Source organism: Marinobacterium zhoushanense (assembly GCF_014641945.1).
Taxonomy (GTDB): Bacteria; Pseudomonadota; Gammaproteobacteria; order Pseudomonadales; family Balneatricaceae; genus Marinobacterium_D; species Marinobacterium_D zhoushanense.
In genome coordinates this window covers 68562-85932 of sequence record NZ_BMIJ01000007.1, presented here as the reverse complement: position 1 = coordinate 85932, position 17371 = coordinate 68562, and the positions used below count along the sequence as shown (strand labels likewise).

At 62.4% G+C, this 17371-nt stretch carries 14 protein-coding genes; 5 read left to right on the top strand and 9 right to left on the bottom strand.

Annotated features, from left to right (window positions below; genetic code table 11):
• Positions 1-15 precede the first annotated feature (15 nt).
• From mltB to IEX40_RS16530, 7 genes are all read right to left on the bottom strand, one after another.
• On the bottom strand, positions 16-1026 hold the full coding sequence (gene mltB, locus IEX40_RS16560) for a lytic murein transglycosylase B (RefSeq protein ID WP_188750293.1): 1011 nt from the start codon (positions 1024-1026) through the stop codon (positions 16-18).
• 61 nt (positions 1027-1087) lie between these two features.
• Positions 1088-2230, bottom strand: a complete 1143-nt coding sequence (gene rodA / locus IEX40_RS16555; protein ID WP_188750291.1) for a rod shape-determining protein RodA — start codon at positions 2228-2230, stop codon at positions 1088-1090.
• Positions 2227-4110, bottom strand: a complete 1884-nt coding sequence (mrdA, locus tag IEX40_RS16550; RefSeq protein ID WP_188750289.1) for a penicillin-binding protein 2 — start codon at positions 4108-4110, stop codon at positions 2227-2229. The genes rodA and mrdA overlap by 4 nt, the downstream gene beginning before the upstream one ends.
• Before the next feature lie 9 nt (positions 4111-4119).
• Positions 4120-4587, bottom strand: a complete 468-nt coding sequence (gene rlmH / locus IEX40_RS16545) for a 23S rRNA (pseudouridine(1915)-N(3))-methyltransferase RlmH (RefSeq protein ID WP_188750287.1) — start codon at positions 4585-4587, stop codon at positions 4120-4122.
• 3 nt (positions 4588-4590) lie between these two features.
• Entirely contained in the window at positions 4591-4968 is a 378-nt protein-coding gene (gene rsfS / locus IEX40_RS16540) for a ribosome silencing factor (protein WP_373286487.1), read from the bottom strand.
• Positions 4969-4976: 8 nt separating this feature from the next.
• A complete protein-coding gene (nadD, locus tag IEX40_RS16535; protein ID WP_229680804.1) occupies positions 4977-5624 on the bottom strand; it encodes a nicotinate-nucleotide adenylyltransferase in 648 nt (215 codons plus the stop codon).
• Positions 5625-5627: 3 nt separating this feature from the next.
• The gene (locus tag IEX40_RS16530; protein WP_188750285.1) at positions 5628-6884 is read right to left on the bottom strand and encodes a glutamate-5-semialdehyde dehydrogenase; all 1257 of its coding nucleotides are present in this window, start codon (positions 6882-6884) and stop codon (positions 5628-5630) included.
• Between the two features lie 164 nt (positions 6885-7048).
• On the opposite strand from IEX40_RS16530, the gene IEX40_RS16525 reads away from it, so the two are divergent.
• Positions 7049-8980, top strand: coding sequence for a hypothetical protein (locus tag IEX40_RS16525; RefSeq protein WP_188750283.1), 1932 nt, complete (start codon positions 7049-7051; stop codon positions 8978-8980).
• 28 nt (positions 8981-9008) lie between these two features.
• On the opposite strand, the gene parC is transcribed toward IEX40_RS16525, so the two are convergent.
• A complete protein-coding gene (parC, locus tag IEX40_RS16520; RefSeq protein ID WP_188750280.1) occupies positions 9009-11300 on the bottom strand; it encodes a DNA topoisomerase IV subunit A in 2292 nt (763 codons plus the stop codon).
• Positions 11301-11465: 165 nt separating this feature from the next.
• On the opposite strand from parC, the gene IEX40_RS16515 reads away from it, so the two are divergent.
• From IEX40_RS16515 to pta, 3 genes are all read left to right on the top strand, one after another.
• On the top strand, positions 11466-11795 hold the full coding sequence (locus tag IEX40_RS16515; protein WP_188750278.1) for a hypothetical protein: 330 nt from the start codon (positions 11466-11468) through the stop codon (positions 11793-11795).
• 2 nt (positions 11796-11797) lie between these two features.
• Complete coding sequence (locus IEX40_RS16510) at positions 11798-12673, top strand: ChaN family lipoprotein (RefSeq protein WP_188750276.1); 876 nt, start codon at positions 11798-11800, stop codon at positions 12671-12673.
• A gap of 128 nt (positions 12674-12801) precedes the next feature.
• Positions 12802-14952 (top strand): phosphate acetyltransferase, encoded by a 2151-nt coding sequence (gene pta / locus IEX40_RS16505; RefSeq protein ID WP_188750274.1) that lies wholly within the window; start codon positions 12802-12804, stop codon positions 14950-14952.
• On the opposite strand, the gene IEX40_RS16500 is transcribed toward pta, so the two are convergent.
• A complete protein-coding gene (locus IEX40_RS16500) occupies positions 14949-15836 on the bottom strand; it encodes a LysR substrate-binding domain-containing protein (RefSeq protein ID WP_188750272.1) in 888 nt (295 codons plus the stop codon). The genes pta and IEX40_RS16500 overlap by 4 nt on opposite strands.
• A 111-nt stretch (positions 15837-15947) precedes the next feature.
• Between IEX40_RS16500 and IEX40_RS16495 the strand changes: the two genes are divergently transcribed.
• Positions 15948-17300: an aspartate aminotransferase family protein gene (locus IEX40_RS16495; RefSeq protein ID WP_188750270.1), complete on the top strand. Its 1353-nt coding sequence runs from the start codon at positions 15948-15950 to the stop codon at positions 17298-17300.
• Positions 17301-17371 lie beyond the last annotated feature (71 nt).

Here is a 17371-nt window from a genome sequence, read left to right as displayed (position 1 = left end):
CGCCCCTTTTCCCCTTCAGCCGTTTCCGCGCGCGTCGCGGATAGCCTGGCTCAGCTCGTATACTGCCATGGCGTAGAGCCGGCTGTGGTTATAACGGGTGATAACGTAGAAGTTGTGCAGCCCGAACCAGTAGTGGTCACCATCTTCCATCTCCAGTCGCATCAGTGTCGCGGGCTGGTTCAGGTCCAGTCCTCGCTGGGTATGGATATCGCGCTCGGCCCACTCTGTCAGTGTCACCTCAGGCTTCAGACCGGCATTGATCCACGCCTCATCCGCCGGCTGCCCCATCACCACGTTGGAGCGCACCGGCTCGCCCGCTTTCCAGCCATGCTCGCTGAAATAGTGGGCGACACTGCCGATGGCGTCCACCGGGTTGCTCCAGATATTGCGCTTGCCGTCAGCGTCGAAGTCCACCGCGAAGTTGCGGAAGCTTGACGGAATGAACTGGCCGAAGCCCATGGCGCCGGCGTATGAGCCCTTCAATGTACCCGGCGCTATCCCCTCCTCCCGGGTCATCAGCAGATACTGCTCCAACTGACCGAGGAAGAACTCGCTGCGTTTGGGGTAATCAAAGCCCAGGGTCGCCAGCGCATCGAGTACGCGGTAGCTGCCCATAATCCGGCCATAACGGGTTTCAACACCGATGATGGCGACGATGATCTCGGCGGGCACGCCGTATTCGGCTTCGGCGCGGGCCAGGGTATCGGCATGCTCCTGCCAGAACGCCAGTCCCTGCTCGATGCGCTTGGGTTCGACGAAGATCTGCCGATACTCGCCCCAGTTCAGGCGTTTTTCCGCCGGCCGCGACATCGCCTTCAGTATCGACTCCTGCTGAGTCGCATCGTCCAGCACCGCGCGCAGATAGTCATGCTCAAACCCCTGGCCCTCCAGCTTCTCATACAGCGCCAGTGCCTCGGGACGATCGGCATAGCTCGTGCCCGCCACCGCACTGCCCTGCCAAGCAGCCGCCATTGCACCGATCAGTGCAGCGCCGACGGCGATCCTTGCACCTGTTGGGTTTCGCATCTTGCAACTCCTGAGTTGTATCCCCGATGGGGAGAATTATGCCTGTCGCCCGAGGAACCTGTCACCGGGTCAGCATCTGACGATGGGTATGGATCGACATCAGAATGCCAAAGCCGCACATCAGCGTCACGATCGAGGTACCGCCGTAGCTGACCATCGGTAGCGGCACACCGACCACCGGCAACAGGCCACTGACCATGCCGATATTCACAAACACGTAAACGAAGAAAGTTAGCGTAATACTGCCGGCCAGCAGCCGGGAGAAGCTATCCTGCGCCTGTGCTGCGATGACCATGCCGCGACCGATGATCAACAGGTAGAGCGATAGGAGTACGATCACCCCGGTCATGCCAAGTTCCTCACCGATGACCGCAATGATGAAATCGGTGTGCGATTCGGGCAGGAAGTCGAGCTGCGACTGGGTGCCGTGCAACCAGCCCTTACCGGACAGGCCACCAGAGCCGATCGCCGTTTTCGACTGGATGATGTTCCAACCCGAGCCCAGCGGGTCACTCTCCGGATCGAGAAAAGTGAGTACTCGCTGACGCTGATAGTCCTTCATCACCATCCACAACCCCGGCAACGCCGCCGCACATACGGCCCCGGCAAGGAAGATCCAGCGCCAATAGACACCGGAGAGCAGGATCGCAAACACACCCGAAGCCGCGATCAACAGCGACGTACCCAGGTCCGGCTGTTTCATGATCAGCACCGTGGGCACAGCAATGATCACCAACGCCAGTCCAAGTCGGGTAAAGGTTGGCGGCAACGCCTTGCGCGCCAGAAAGCCCGCTACGGTGATCGGCAGCACCAGCTTCATGATCTCCGACGGCTGAAAACGAAAACCGCCCAGTTCAAGCCAGCGTTGCGCCCCCTTGGCGCCAACCCCGAACAGCAGAACGCCCACCAGCAGACCGGTACCGGCCACGTAGGCCCAGGGCCCTAGACGGTCGAAGGTGCGCGGGCGAAACTGCGCGAGCACGATCATGACGAAGAAGCCGGCACCCATGCGCACGGCCTGGCGCTCCACATACCCCACATCCTGTCCCGATGCGCTGTACAGCACGAACAGGCCGAACCCACACAACGCCATCAACATCAACAGCAGCCAGGCATCGAGATGGGTATAGCTCCAAAGGCCGGTGGGGCGACTCAGGTGGGCCGAACTGTCAGATAAGGTGCGCTGGAAATCGCGATAGCTCATTCCTTTTTCTCCAGGCCATTGTCGTAGTCACCGAGCAACCAGGCATCCAGCACTTCGCGGGCGACAGGTGCCGCCGTACTCGAGCCGCCCTCACCATTCTCGACCACGACGGCCACCGCGATCTGCGGATCCTCCACCGGAGCGAAGGTAACGAAGAGAGCATGGTCACGGTGACGCTCCTCTAGCGCTTCGGAGTCATAGCGTGCGTCCTGTGCAATCCCCACCACCTGCGCGGTGCCGGTCTTGCCCGCCATGGTGTAAGGCACGCCTTCGGCCGCCCGCCGCGCGGTGCCATAGCTGCTCTGCACCACGTGGACCATGCCCTGAATTATCGGTTCCCAGTAGTTGGGGTGGTTGAGCTGAACATCTCCCGGCAGCGGCTCGACACCCTCCAGCTCGGGCATCGACAGCTCGCCGTCCTCGCCCATGACGCCCTTAATCATGCGCGGACGCACCCACTTGCCCCGATTGGCCAGTACCGCCGTGGCGGTCGCCAGTTGCAGCGGCGTGGCCAACATGTAGCCTTGGCCGATCGACAGGTTGAGTGAGTCGCCGGGATACCAGGGCTGCTTGTAGCGCGCCTGCTTCCAGGCCTTGCTCGGCAGGTTGGCCCGGTCCGCCTCGGGCAGGTCCAGACTGGTAACCTGGCCGAAACCGAATCGCCCCAGGTAGTCCGACATGTTGTCGATACCGGTTTTATAGCCTGCATCGTAAAACCAGACGTCACAAGACTCCGCCAGCGCATGATCCAGATCCACCATGCCGTGCCCCCAGCGTTTCCAGTCGCGGTATTTACGTCCACCCTTGCTCAGCTGATAGAAGCCGGGGTCCCACACCTTATGCGACAGCGGTACCGAGCCGCTGTCGATGGCGGCCAATGCGGTAAACGGCTTCAGCGTCGAGCCCGGTGGGTAGCGGCCACGGATGGCACGGTTGTAGAGCGGCAGATCCAGCGAATCCCTCAGCTCCGCATAATCCTTGCTGGAGATACCGGTAACGAACATATTGGGGTCGTAGCCCGGGGTACTGACCAGGGCCAGTATGGCACCGGTTTTCGGCTCGATGGCGACGATCGCGGCGCGCCGACCCGTTATCAACGACTCAGAAAACTGCTGCAGCTGGATATCCAGATTGAGCTGAATATCGACACCCGGCACAGGATCCTGGCTTTCCAGCACTCTGAGTACTCGGCCACGGGCGTTGGTTTCCACCTTCTGGAAGCCGACCTGACCATGCAGCATCGGCTCGTAGAATTTCTCCACCCCGAGTTTGCCGACATAGTGGGTCGCGGCATAGTTTTCCGGATCCAACGTCTGCAGCTCGCGCTCATTGATGCGACCGACATAGCCGAGCGCATGGACCAGCGATGGCCCCTGCGGGTAGAAACGTACCAGATCGGCCTCGACCTGAACCCCGGGCAGACGGTGGTAATTGACGGAGATCTTGGCGATCTCCACCTCGGTCAGGCTGAACTTCAACGGCACCGAGGAGAAGGGTCGGCGGCGCTGGTTCAGACGACGATGAAAACGTTCTATGTCACTGGCGTCGAGATCGATCAGTTCGCCGATACGCGCGATAGTGGCATCAATATCGCGCACCTCCTCCTTCAGCAGCGTGAGGCTGAAGTTGGGCCGGTTATCGGCCAGCAGCACGCCATTGCGGTCGTAGATCAAGCCACGACGGGGGGCCACCGGTTGCAACTGGACACGGTTGTTCTCGGAGATCGCCGCATAGCGGTCGTGCTCGATCACCTGCAGGAAATAGATTCGCCCCACCAGCACGGCCATCATCAGCACGACCACCAGCATCGCAACGATGGCGCGACTGGTGAAGGTGATGCTCTCCTGGGAGTAATCTTTAAGGCGCTCGGGGCGTGTCATCGGATCGCGTTACTTGTGATAGGGGTGGCCCTGCAACAGGGTCCAGGCCCGGTAGAGCTGTTCGGCCAACAGGATACGCACCAGGGGATGGGGCAGGGTCAACGCCGACAGCGACCATTTCTGATCGGCCGCAGCTACGCAACGGGGGTCGAGACCATCGGGTCCCCCGACCAGCAGCGACAGGTTTTGCCCGGACATGCGCCAGACTTCCGCCTGCTCCGCCAACTGTTCGGTGGACCAAGGGCGGCCATCGACGGTCAGCGCGATGACGCGATCCCCTTTCGGGATCGCCGCCAGCATGGCATCGCCCTCGCTGCGGATCGCCCGCGCCGTATCGGCGCCCTTGCCGCGATGGCCCAGCGCCAGCTCGACCAGTTCGAGACGAAAATCGGCGGGCAAACGACGAGCGTACTCGTCATAGCCCTCGCTGACCCAACCCGGCATCTTGCCGCCAACGGCGATCAGGCGAATCCGCATCGTTTATTCGGCCGCCACTTCGCTGTCGCTTTCGAAAGACCAGAGGCGTTCGATATCGTAGAAGCTACGCGCATCCGGCATCATGACGTGTACGATTACATCGCCCAGGTCAACCAGCACCCAGTCACCGACATTTTCACCCTCGACGCCCACAGGGCGCATGCCGGCTTCCTTGGCCTTGTCGATCACCTCCTGTGCCACCGACATCACATGTCGTTTCGAGGTGCCGCTGGCCACCAGCATATAATCGGTGACGCTCGACTTGCCGGTGACATCCAGTTTCACCACGTCACGCGCTTTCATATCGTCGAGCGCCTTTTCTACCAGGTTGATCAACTGATCGGTCTGCATCGGGTTTTCAGTACCTTTGTTTGTCGTCATAAAGACTATTAGAAGCCATACAGCTTGTTCGTTTGTATATAGTCCCACACCGCATCCGGCATCAGATAGCGGGGTGAATCACCCTGGGCGATCAGCCTGCGGATCTGTGTCGCCGATATGCCCAGCGGGGTCAATTCATGCAGCAGTACCCGCCCGGCGGGCAGCTGCTTCAAAGTCTCCACCGATGGCGCCGCATGGCGATCGGAGAATCGGCGCATCTGCGAGTCGTCCGGAAAGCCGTAGCCCGGACGGGTCACGACGATGATGTGGCAGATATCGAGAAAGCTCTCCCAGCGGTGCCAACTGGGCAGCCCCAGGTAGGCGTCCATCCCCATCACCATACAGAGTGGTCTGCGCGGTCCAAGTTCCGCACGCAACGACTCCAATGTCAGCAACGAATAGGAGGGCTGGTCGGAGAGAATTTCGCGGGCATCGGCACAGAGGCAGGGCTCATCGGCCACCGCCAGCTGCACCATGGCCAAACGCTGTTCCGAACTGCAGCCCGGCTCGTCGCGATGCACCGGCATCTTCGACGGGATCAGACAGACCTCGGGGATATCCAGCCACTGCTGAATCTCCAACGCGGTACGCAGATGGCCGTTATGCACGGGGTCGAAGGTCCCGCCCATGAACACAAAGGGTGTGTTGTCAGGCATCACTCACTGCCGCACCTGGCCATCGCCGAGCACCACATACTTCTGCGAGGTCAGCCCCTCGAGCCCTACCGGCCCGCGAGCATGGATCTTGTCGGTGGAGATGCCGATCTCGGCACCCAGACCGTATTCAAAACCGTCGGCAAAACGGGTCGACGCGTTGACCATCACCGAGCTGGAATCCACTTCGCGCAGGAAGGCGCGGGCGCGGGTGTAGTTCTCGGTGACGATGGCGTCGGTATGGTGCGAGCCCCAGCGGTTGATATGTTCGATCGCCTCGGCCATATCCGTCACCAGCTTGATCGCCAGGATCGGCGCCAGGTATTCGGTGGCCCAATCCTCCTCGCTGGCTTCCAGCGCCTGAGGCAGCACCTCGCGGGTCGCCGCACAACCGCGCAACTCGACCCCGAGCTGGCCATAGTGATCGGCCAGCTCCGGCAGCACCTCTTGGGCGATGGCAGAGTGCACCAGCAGCGTTTCCATGGTGTTACAGGTGCCGTAGCGGTGGGTCTTGGCATTGATGGCGATATTCAGCGCCTTGGTCTTGTCCGCCTGATCGTCGATATAGACGTGACAGATACCGTCCAGATGCTTGATTACCGGTACCCGTGCGTCGCGTGAGATCCGCTCGATCAGACCCTTGCCGCCACGCGGTACGATCACATCCACATACTCGGGCATGGTGATCAGCGCGCCGACCGCCTCGCGGTCGGTGGTCTCCACCACCTGCACCGCGGTTTCCGGCAGCCCCGCCTCGGCCAGACCCTGAGCGATACAGGCGGCGATGGCGTGATTGGAGTGGATCGCCTCGGAACCGCCACGCAGAATGGTCGCGTTACCGGATTTCAGGCACAGACTGGCCGCTTCCACCGTCACGTTGGGACGGGATTCGTAGATGATACCGATAACACCCAGCGGCACCCGCATCTTGCCGATCTGGATGCCGGACGGCCGGTAGTTCATGTCGGTGATGCCGCCGATCGGGTCTGGCAGCGCCGCTACCTGGCGCAGCCCCTCGATCATGGTATCGATACGCGCCGGGGTCAGTTCCAGCCGATCCAGCATGGCGGCATCCAGGCCGTTGGCACGGCCGGCGTCCAGATCCTTGCGATTGGCCTCGGCAAGCGCATCGCGGCTGGCGTCGAGCACGCGCGCCATTGCGTCGAGCGCCGCGTTCTTGCGCCCCGTGTCGGCACGCGCCATCAGGCGGGAAGCAGCGCGCGCGCGCTGCCCCAATTCAGACATATACTCAGCTACATTCATCCCAAAGCATTCCGGGTTGGTGCGATTAGACCGGACATTATAGCGCTACCACGCGCGCCGGTCATTGCCGTACTGCATCAGGCTGTGACAGCCTTCGGCTACCTGCTATTATCGCCCGATTATCAAACATTTTCCGGCCGCGGAACGACCGAGCCCGAGTATAGATGGATCGCCCCAACGCAAGCGCCCAACAATCCGTTACCCTGCGCCAGCTGCTGCCCGTTGCCGCGGTACTCCTGCTCTGTCTCGCACTGAGCGCAGGGGTGCTGATCTATGGCGCCAAAGCCAGCGCCGAGCAGGATGCACGCCGTTACGGCCAATCGCTGGCGCGCAGCACCGCCATCGTGATCCAGCCGCTGCTGTTGGCGGACGATCGCATCAGCCTCAATTACCTGTTCAATGAACTCAATGCCCAGACCCAGGTAAACGGCCTGCATCTGACCGATGCCCGCAAACTGCCGGTTGCCGTCGCCGGTGAGCAGCGTGGTCTGGAGCAGAAGCTGGAGCTGATCCGTGGCGATGAGACCCTGGGCGAATTGACGCTCTGGGTGGACAGCGGGCACGGCTGGACATTACTCAAGGATCTGCTGCTTGAAGCAGGCGTGCTGGCGCTGCTCTCCATCGCGGCCGGCATGCTGACACTGTGGATCCGCCTGCGCCCCAAAGCCGAGAAGGCGCCGGATACGCCTACGGCGGATTTCGGTCAGTTAGTATCCAGCCTGACACCCAGCGCCGCTGTCCAGGCCCCGGCTCCGGCTCCGACTCCGGCAGAAGAAAGCGAGTGGGACGAGGATCCCGATGCGCTGCCGCTGCTGGATGAGGAGAACGACGAGGCGCGCGAGATTCAGGCCCGCGACATTCAGGTCCGTGAAGAGGAGTTTGAACTGCCGGTGCTCGACGAGGAGTTCGATAACCTTCCCTCCTCTGAGTTGGAAAGCGAGATCGAGGAGGGAACGCCCCCCTTCGCGGAGGAGGAGCAGGAGGAGCAGGAGGAGTACGATGAGTTCGCTGAGCCTGAACCGGAATCTGAGGACGAGGTTGGCCTGGCCCCGGAGGTCGATACCTGGCTCAAATCGCCCATGTCGCTGGACATTGATGAACAGGCTCCCGATAGCGGGTTAACCGCATCCCGCGACGATGAGCCGACGGAGCGAGAACCCAGCTGGCACAGCGAAGCGCCCGCTGAGCAGGATGACCAGGAGATCGAAATCCAGACCACCGAGACAGCCGCTGATCGCGATGACAATCGCGAGCTGGTCGAACTGCTGAGGCCGTCGCGCAACCAGGAGCGGATGCCACCCTTTACCCCCTCGGCCAGTCGGGACCCGGACAGCGACGAGGCGATCGCGCCAGAGATAGAGGATAGCGACCAGGTCGAGTTCGACGACAGTGACTCGACCACGGAGACAGAGCCTGCGCGACCACGTTTATCGATCGTGCCGCCACTGGGTGCGCGCGAGGAGCAGTTGGGCCTGTATACCCTGGAACATGAGCTGGAACTGATGCTCGGCGCCGACGAGGCGGGCTACCTGTTCCTGATCGATGCCAGCAGCGCCCACTCCGAAAACCTGGAGGAGGATGAGCGTCTACAACTGATGAAGCCCTACCGCACGCTGGCCAACTCGGTCGCCCATATCTATGGCGGCCGTGTCGAGCCAACCTCTGAGGGCGATCTGCGGCTGTTCTTCGACAGCCCAAAGGAGAACGACGGCCACGGCATCAACGCGCTTTGCGCCTCGATGCTGTTCACCTACCTCTACCGGCACTACAACCAGCAGCGCATCCGTCAGTTCAAACCGGTGATCAACCTACACCTGGCACTGGTACGCGGCCACTACGAAAAGCTCGAGCGCATGCTCGAAGAGGCCCGCTTCCTGACCCGCACCACCGAGAGCAACGAGCTGATCACCCACACCGCGCTGACCGAAGCACCCGATCTGAAAGGAACATTGCTGGAGGGGGCGGATATCCGCCGCGAGGATGAGGACAAGGTGTTGCTGATCCGCATCGCCAAGTCCTACCAGGAGCTGCTGGAGAAGCAGGCACGCCACCTGCTGGCCAAACTGCAGAGCCGGGAGGAGCAGGCGGGCGGCTGAGCCGCCCAGCTGATCTACTCCGGCCGCGTTACTCTTCCACCGCCTTGTCGTCCGCCTTGTCGCTCTTGTCAGCGGCGATCACATCCATGCCGTCGACACGCTGGAAACCACGCGGCAGTTTGTTGCCACGACGACCTCGCTCACCGCGATAGTGTTCGATATCGCTACCCTTGAGCTTCAGATGCTGACGCCCGGCGTGCACCACCAGCGTATCGCCCGGGGCGAAGGTCTGGATCGCGACCATCACCTCCTCGCGGGAGGCGGCGGCGGCTGACGGGATATTGATGATCTTGTTGCCCTTGCCGCGGCCGAGCTGGGGCAGCTCCGACACCGGGAACACCAGCAGTCGACCACTGGAGCTGATCGCCGCCAGCAGCTCGGTTGCAGGATCGGCAACCCGCACCGGCAGCAGCACCCGCGCCGCCTTGGGCAGGGTCAGTATCGCTTTGCCGTTCTTGGTCTTGGAGCTCAGATCCTCGATCTTGGTGATGAAACCGTAGCCGGCATCCGAGGCCATCAACACCTGATCGGCCTCACGACCGGAGGTCATCCCCTCGATCACCGCACCCTTGGGCAGGGTCAGCTTGCCGGTCACCGGTTCGCCCTGGCCGCGCGCTGAAGGCAGGGTGTGGGTATCCAGGGTGTAGCTGCGGCCGGTACTGTCGATCAGGATCGTGGGCTGGTTCATCCGCCCCTTGCAGGCCAGCTTGAAACCGTCGCCGGCCTTGTAGCTGAGCCCCTCGGCATCGATATCGTGGCCCTTGGCGGCACGAATCCAGTCCTGCTTGGAGATCACCACGGTGACCGGATCGGCACTGAGCAGATCCTTTTCACTGAACGCCTGTGCCTCTTCTCGCTGCACCAGCGGCGAGCGCCGCTCGTCACCGAACTCCTCGGCAGCGGCTTCGATCTCCTCACGGATCAGCTTGCGCATCAATGTGTCCGAGCCCAGGATCGCCTCCAGCTTCTTGCGCTCTTCGCTCAGTTCATCCTGTTCGCCGCGGATCTTCATCTCCTCCAGGCGCGCCAAATGGCGCAGCTTGAGGTCGAGGATCGCATCGGCCTGGATATCGCTGAGGCCGAAACGGCTCATCAGTTCCTGCTTCGGCTCCTCCTCGTGACGGATGATCGCGATCACCTCGTCGATATTGAGGTAGGCGACCATCAGGCCTTCGAGGATATGCAGGCGATCGATCACCTTCTGCAACCGGTGCTGCAGGCGGCGGCGCACCACCTCGGTACGCCAGCTCAGCCATTCGGTGAGGATCTGTCGCAGATCCTTCACCTGTGGCCGACCATCGATACCGATCATGTTCAGGTTGACGCGGTAGCTGCGCTCCAGGTCAGTACTGGCGAACAGATGCGCCATCAGCTGCTCGATATCGATGCGGTTGGAGCGCGGCACGATCACCAGACGGGTCGGATTCTCGTGATCGGACTCGTCGCGCAGGTCCGACACCATCGGCAGCTTTTTCTGCTGCATCTGCGCCGCAATCTGCTCCAACACCCGGGCGCCGGAAACCTGGTGCGGCAGCGCGGTGATGACAATATCGCCATCCTCGCGACTGTACACGGCACGCGCTTTTACCGAGCCGCGGCCGGTCAGATAAAGTTTCTGCAGCTCCTCACGCGAGGTGATGATCTCCGCCTCGGTGGGGAAATCGGGTCCCGGTACGAACTCAGCCAGTTGCGCCACATCGGCGCTGGGGTTTTCCAGCAGGTGGATACAGGCCGAAGCCACTTCGCGCAGGTTGTGCGGCGGAATATCGGTGGCCATACCGACCGCGATACCGGTACCGCCATTGAGCAGCACATTGGGCAGCCGCGCCGGCAGCACCTCGGGCTCGTCCAGGGTGCCGTCGAAGTTCGGCACCCAGCTCACCGTGCCCTGGCCCAACTCGCTGAGCAGCACCTCGGCGTAGCGCGACAGGCGCGACTCGGTGTAACGCATGGCGGCAAAGGATTTGGGGTCATCGGGCGAGCCCCAGTTGCCCTGGCCGTCGACCAGCGGATAGCGGTAGCTGAACGGCTGCGCCATCAGTACCATCGCCTCGTAACAGGCGGAGTCACCGTGGGGATGGAACTTACCCAGAACATCACCGACGGTGCGTGCCGACTTCTTGTACTTGGCCGTGGCCTTCAGGCCCAGCTCCGACATCGCATAAACGATACGTCGCTGTACCGGTTTCATGCCATCGCCGATGTGCGGCAGGGCACGGTCCAGAATCACGTACATCGAATAATCGAGGTAAGCTTTCTCGGTAAAATTCCGCAACGAAAGCTTCTCAATCCCGTTTTCCACAGTGGTATCTACACTCATTCAGGCTTCCTATGGGGCATCCTGTTTTTTCTGCATGCCGCGAGTATGCCATCTAGCCCTCAGGGCGTCATCCACAGCGGCCACAAGCTGCTGATTCACTACCGCTTTTCCTTGGTTTCAGGCTAATCTGGAGGTACCGGGTTACAGGTTGCAAGGAGAACCGCAATGCCGATCAGCAATAACCGTCTGCTGCTGGAGCTGGAGAAACACCGCCGCGAGATCAACCGCGAAATCATCAACCCGCAGTTCCCCGAACTCGCCCTGGGCGACCTCAAGCCACTGCTGACCATGGTCGCCCATGCCCGCGCCGCCTACGTGCGCGAACTGCTCGATATCGCCAATGTCAGCCCCAACTCGGTGCCGAGTCAGGATCAGATCAATCATCTGCGCCGCTGTCGTGAGACGTTCGAGGAACTGGTTACCGCCGCCAATGCTCTGGAGACCGTGATCCAGCGCGACTATCTGGACGTAAAATCCTCGACCCCGGGCCATTGAGGGTGAAGCTGAGGTTACTCACCGGCCTGATTCTGCTGTTGCCGCTCTTGGTTCAGGCTGCAGCGCCGTCGGCCAACCCGCTGGTGGGCAGGCTCTGGTCGCCGGCCCAGCAGCGCTATGTCGACTGGCCGGAGTTTTACCGCGACTGGCTGCCGCACGATGGCTGGCTGTTGCTCGGTGAGCAGCATGACGATGCGGCCCACCACGAACAAGAGGCTCAGCTGATCGCGCAGCTCGGTCAACGCGGTCTGCTGGGCGCGGTTGCCCTGGAGATGGCGACACCCGCGCAACAACCGGCACTGGACCGGGCGCTGCACGACCCGGCCGCCCGCAACCCGGAGCGGCTGGACTGGTCCAGGGGCTGGCCCTGGGCGCTGTACGAAGCGCCGTTGCAGGCGGCCTTTCGCTGGAGCTCCCGGGTGCTTGGAGCCGATCTGAGCCGGGCCGAGGTGCGCGCCCTCTACACCAGCACCACGGCCCTGGCCGAGCTGGAACCGGCGCACGCCGACTTTATGCTCGACCTGCTATACGAAAGCCACTGCGGACAGATGCCCCGAGACCAGTTGCAGCCGATGCGCCGCATTCAGTTGGCCAGGGATCAGCAGATCGCGTCGGTACTGCGCGCCAATGTACAACCCGGTCGCACCAGCGTGCTGCTGACCGGCGCTATCCACGCCCGTGCCGATCTGGGCGTACCACGCTGGCTCGACACCCTGCCGCAACGGACAGTGTTGATGGTTGCCGTTACCGAGAACAGGGATCCCGCCACCTACATACCGAACAGCTACGGTGATCTGGGCAGTGCCGATCTGCTGCTGTTCACACCACCGGTCGATGCGCCGGACTACTGCGCCGAGCTGCAGCTAAAATCCAATTGAGCCCTGCGTCCACACGCAGGTGCATCCGTAACGAGCAACCTTAACTCGCAACCTCAGCAGCGGCATCGTATAGTTTGTGCAACGCACAAAGCGCGTACGGCTACCTGTAGAGAGAGCAAGGACTTGCCATGCCACACAGCATCATGATCGCCCCGGCCGGTCTCGGCAGCGGCCTCACTACCACCGTTCTCGGCCTGGTTCATGCCCTCGAACAGCAGGGCATCCGAGTCGGCTTCTTCAAGCCGATCGCGCAGACCCGCAACGGCGACAGCAACGACCGTAGCGTCGCGATCCTGCGCAGCAGCTGCGCTGTCAGTATCGCCGAGCCGATCCCGATGCGGGAAGCGGAGCACCTGGTCAGTTCAGGCCGTCAGGATCAACTGCTGGAACAGATTATCGAACGCTTCGAAGACAGTTGCGCCGATGCGCCGGAGGTGGTGGTGATCGAGGGCCTGGTTCCGACCATGACCCAGCCCTATGCCAACACCATCAATAGCGCCATCGCCCGCGCTCTCGATGCCGAAGTGGTACTGGTCGCCGCGCCCGGACTCGACGGCATCGACGCCATCGAGGACCACCTGGATATTGTCGCGCGCTTCTATGGCGGTGCCAAGGAACCGCGCGTGCTCGGCTGCATCATGAATAAGCTGGATGCACCGCTGGACCGCGAGGGCAATCCGCGCCCGGAGATCGCCGGTGAGCAGGCACGCGCCCGCAGCCTGACACTCACACAGATCGAAGCACAGGCGACGCTGTTTGATCCCCGATTCCGCTTACTCGGCGGCATCCCCTGGGACAGTGAGATGGTCGCGCCACGCGTGCGTGACCTGACCGACTACCTCGAAGCCCGCATCCTCTACGCCGGTGATATCAACCATCGCCGCGTCAGCAGTATCGTCCTGTGCGGGCAGACCCTGCCCCATATGGTCCGCAGCCTCAAACCCGGTACGTTGATCGTCACGCCCGGCGATCGAGAGGATATCATCCTGGCCGCGTGCCTGGCCGCCAACAACGGTGTGGCGCTGGCGGGTTTGGTATTGACCGGGGGTTACACTCCCTCCCCCGAACTGATGACCCTGTGCGAGGGTGCCCTGCGCTCGGGACTGCCAATAGTCAGCGTCGTCAGCGACAGCTGGCAGACCGCGCAGAACATCCCTCGCGATACGCTGGAGATTCCGGTGGACGATCTGGAGCGCATTGCACACGTCAAGGAGTTTACGGCCGCCCATATCGACGCTGACTGGATCGCCTCGCTGCGCGGCCAGAGTGGCAAGGTACACCTGTCACCGGCGGCCTTCCGCTACCAGTTGGTGGCGCGTGCGCGCGCTGCCCAGCGCAATATTGTGCTGCCCGAAGGCAGCGAGCCGCGTACCGTACGTGCGGCGGCGCTCTGCGCCGAGCGCGGCATCGCCCGCTGCACCCTGCTGGGCGATCCGAGCGAGATCGAGCGTATCGCTGACAACCTGGGTATCGCGCTTGGCGACAAGATCTCGATTCTCGATCCGGAACAGATTCGCGAGCGCTATATCGCGCGTCTGCTGGAGCTGCGCGCGCACAAGGGGATCACCGAACTGCAGGCGCGGGATGAACTGCAGGACAACGTCGTGCTCGGTACTCTGATGCTGGAACTGGGCGAGGTCGACGGTCTGGTCAGCGGTGCGGTGCATACCACCGCCAACACCATTCGCCCGGCACTGCAGCTGATCCGCACAGCACCCGGCACCAGCCTGGTGTCATCGATCTTCTTCATGCTGTTGCCGGAGCAGGTACTGGTGTACGGCGACTGCGCCATCAATCCCGACCCCAGTGCCGAGGAGCTGGCCGATATCGCGATCCAGAGCGCGGACTCGGCGTCGGCCTTCGGTATCGAACCCCGGGTGGCGATGATCAGCTACAGCACCGGCGTCTCCGGCCAGGGCGCCGACGTGGACAAGGTGCGCAAGGCCACCGCGCTGGCACAGCGGAAGCGCCCGGACCTGCTGATCGACGGACCGCTGCAGTACGATGCCGCGATCATGGAGAGCGTGGCGCGCAGCAAGGCGCCGAACAGCCCGGTGGCCGGTCGGGCCACGGTGTTTATCTTCCCCGACCTGAACACCGGCAACACCACCTACAAGGCGGTGCAGCGCAGCGCTGAGGTGATCAGTATCGGACCGATGCTGCAGGGGATGCGCAAGCCGGTCAACGACCTGTCCCGCGGTGCCCTGGTCGAGGATATCCTGTTTACCATCGCCCTGACCGCGATCCAGGCGGCACAGAACCCGGCAGATAGGCACTAACTCAGCTGCTGCTCCAGCCAGGCGTGAAAGCGCTGCACGCCGACCGAGCGTGCACGATAGGGCGGCACCAGAAAGTAGAAGCCGTAACCGCTGCGATAGGCCATGTCCAACGGGTTGACCAGCTCACCGCCAGCCAGCGCATCGGCGGCCATGAAGTCCGGTACCAGCGCAACGCCCAGCTTGCAGCGCGCCGCTTCCAGCGACATGTAGAAATGTTCGAAGCCGTGGTTGAAGCGTGGCGGCTGAGGTTCGCCACCCAGCATCTGCTGCAGGAACTGGCGCCACAGCTGGGGTCGGGTGATATGGCGAATCAGCGGATGCGCCAGCAGATCTTCGGGTTGGTTTATCGGGTGTTCGCGCAGCAGTTCTGGGCTGATCAGCGGCAACAGCACCTCCTCCTTCAACAGCTGGGAGTGCTCATGACTCAGCGATAGGGGCAGGCAGCGGATCGCGATATCCGCCTGCGCGCCCTGAAACTGGAACGCGCCATCACCAGTCACCATGGTCAGCTTCAATTCGGGGATCGCCTGGCGCAGCTGGTCCAGGCGTGGAATCAACCAGAGGTTGCTGAACGAGGGTGTCAGGTTAAGTGTCAGCGCATCGCTGGCATGGGCGCCCTGCTGCAGGCTGGCGGTGGCACTCTGGATCATCTCCAGAGCGCGGGAGATGGCGGGTAGATATTGGCGCCCGGCTTCGGTAAGGCTCAGTCCTGCCGGACTGCGGTCGAATAGCGGCTGCTCCAGATACTGTTCCAGCACCTGAATCTGCTTGCTCACCGCGCCTTGGGTGACGCAGAGCTCCTGCGCGGCACGGGAGAAGCTGAGACGACGCGCCGCGACTTCGAAGCTGCGCAGCGCATTGAGTGGTGGCATAGATCCCGGCATGCACTCCCCCTATGAGTTTTTCTCATACCCTCTGAGAATATATCGTTTGTTGAGCGGGAAGTTGCAACCTTTAATGCAGTGCATATTCAAGCCGCAACTAAAAGGTACCGCGTGAGCCAGGTATTTCACCGCCACTGTCACACCCCGCTAAGGACCGCTGTACGCGGCGACGGGGTTTATCTCTACGATCAGGACGGCAAAGCCTATCTGGATGCCAGCGGCGGCGCCGCGGTCTCCTGCCTAGGACACAGCCACGCCGGCGTACGTGCAGCGCTGCACAAGCAGATCGACCAGCTGGCCTATGCCCACAGCAGCTTCTTCACCACCGAGGTGGCCGAAACTCTGGCGACACGGCTGACCGCACGGGCACCGGGCGATCTGAACCATGTCTACTTCCTCAGCGGTGGCTCGGAGGCAGTGGAAGCCGCCCTGAAGCTGGCCCGGCAGTATTTTGTCGAGCGCGGAGAGCCCCAGCGCAGTCGCTTCATCGCCCGCCGCCAGAGCTACCACGGCAACACCCTCGGCGCACTGGCAGTGGGCGGCAACGCCTGGCGCCGTGCGCCCTTCGCACCACTACTCACCCACGCCGAACATATCGCGCCCTGCTACGCCTACCGGGACTGCAAGCCGGGCGAGTCGCTATTCGACTACGGCCAGCGTGTGGCCAACGAGCTGGAGCAGTGCCTGCTGACCGTGGGCCCGGAAACGGTGATCGCCTTCGTCGCCGAGCCGGTGGTCGGCGCCACCGCCGGCGCACTGACTGCGGTCGAGGGTTACTTCAAGCGTATCCGCGAGATCTGCGACCGCTACGGAGTACTGCTGATCCTCGACGAGGTGATGTGCGGTATGGGCCGCACCGGCACCCTGTTCGCCCATGAGCAGGAGGGGATCCATACCGATATCGTCACCATCGCCAAGGGGCTGGGCGCCGGCTATCAGCCGATCGGCGCCATGCTGGCTTCCGACCGGATCTACGACACCATTGCCAACGGCTCCGGCTTCTTCCAGCATGGCCACACCTACATGGCCCACGCCACCACAATGGCGGGATCGCTCGCGGTGCTTGATGCTCTCGAGCAGGAGCAGATTCTGGCGCGGGTCAATCCGATGGGCGAGGCGCTGATGACCCGACTGCGCGAGCGTTTCGGTGAGCACCCCCACATTGGCGATATCCGGGGCCGCGGACTGTTCCAGGCACTGGAACTGGTGCATGACCGCGACAGCAAGCGTCCCTTCGATCCACGCTCAAAGCTGGACAGCCGGATCAAGAGTGCCGGCATGTCGCGCGGCCTGATGTGCTACCCCATGGCGGGCACCATCGACGGCCACCGCGGCCATCATATCCTGCTGGCGCCGCCATTCATCATCGAGGAGTCCCAGCTCGACGAGCTCACCGACAAACTCTACGACACGGTGCAGCAGGTTACTGCCGAGGCGTTCACTGAATACCCGGATGCGGTCTAGATCATAGGCGCCCGTCGCTCCCTGTTCGGGGACAGATGCAAGACGGGTGTCATGAACTAGACTGAGACCAA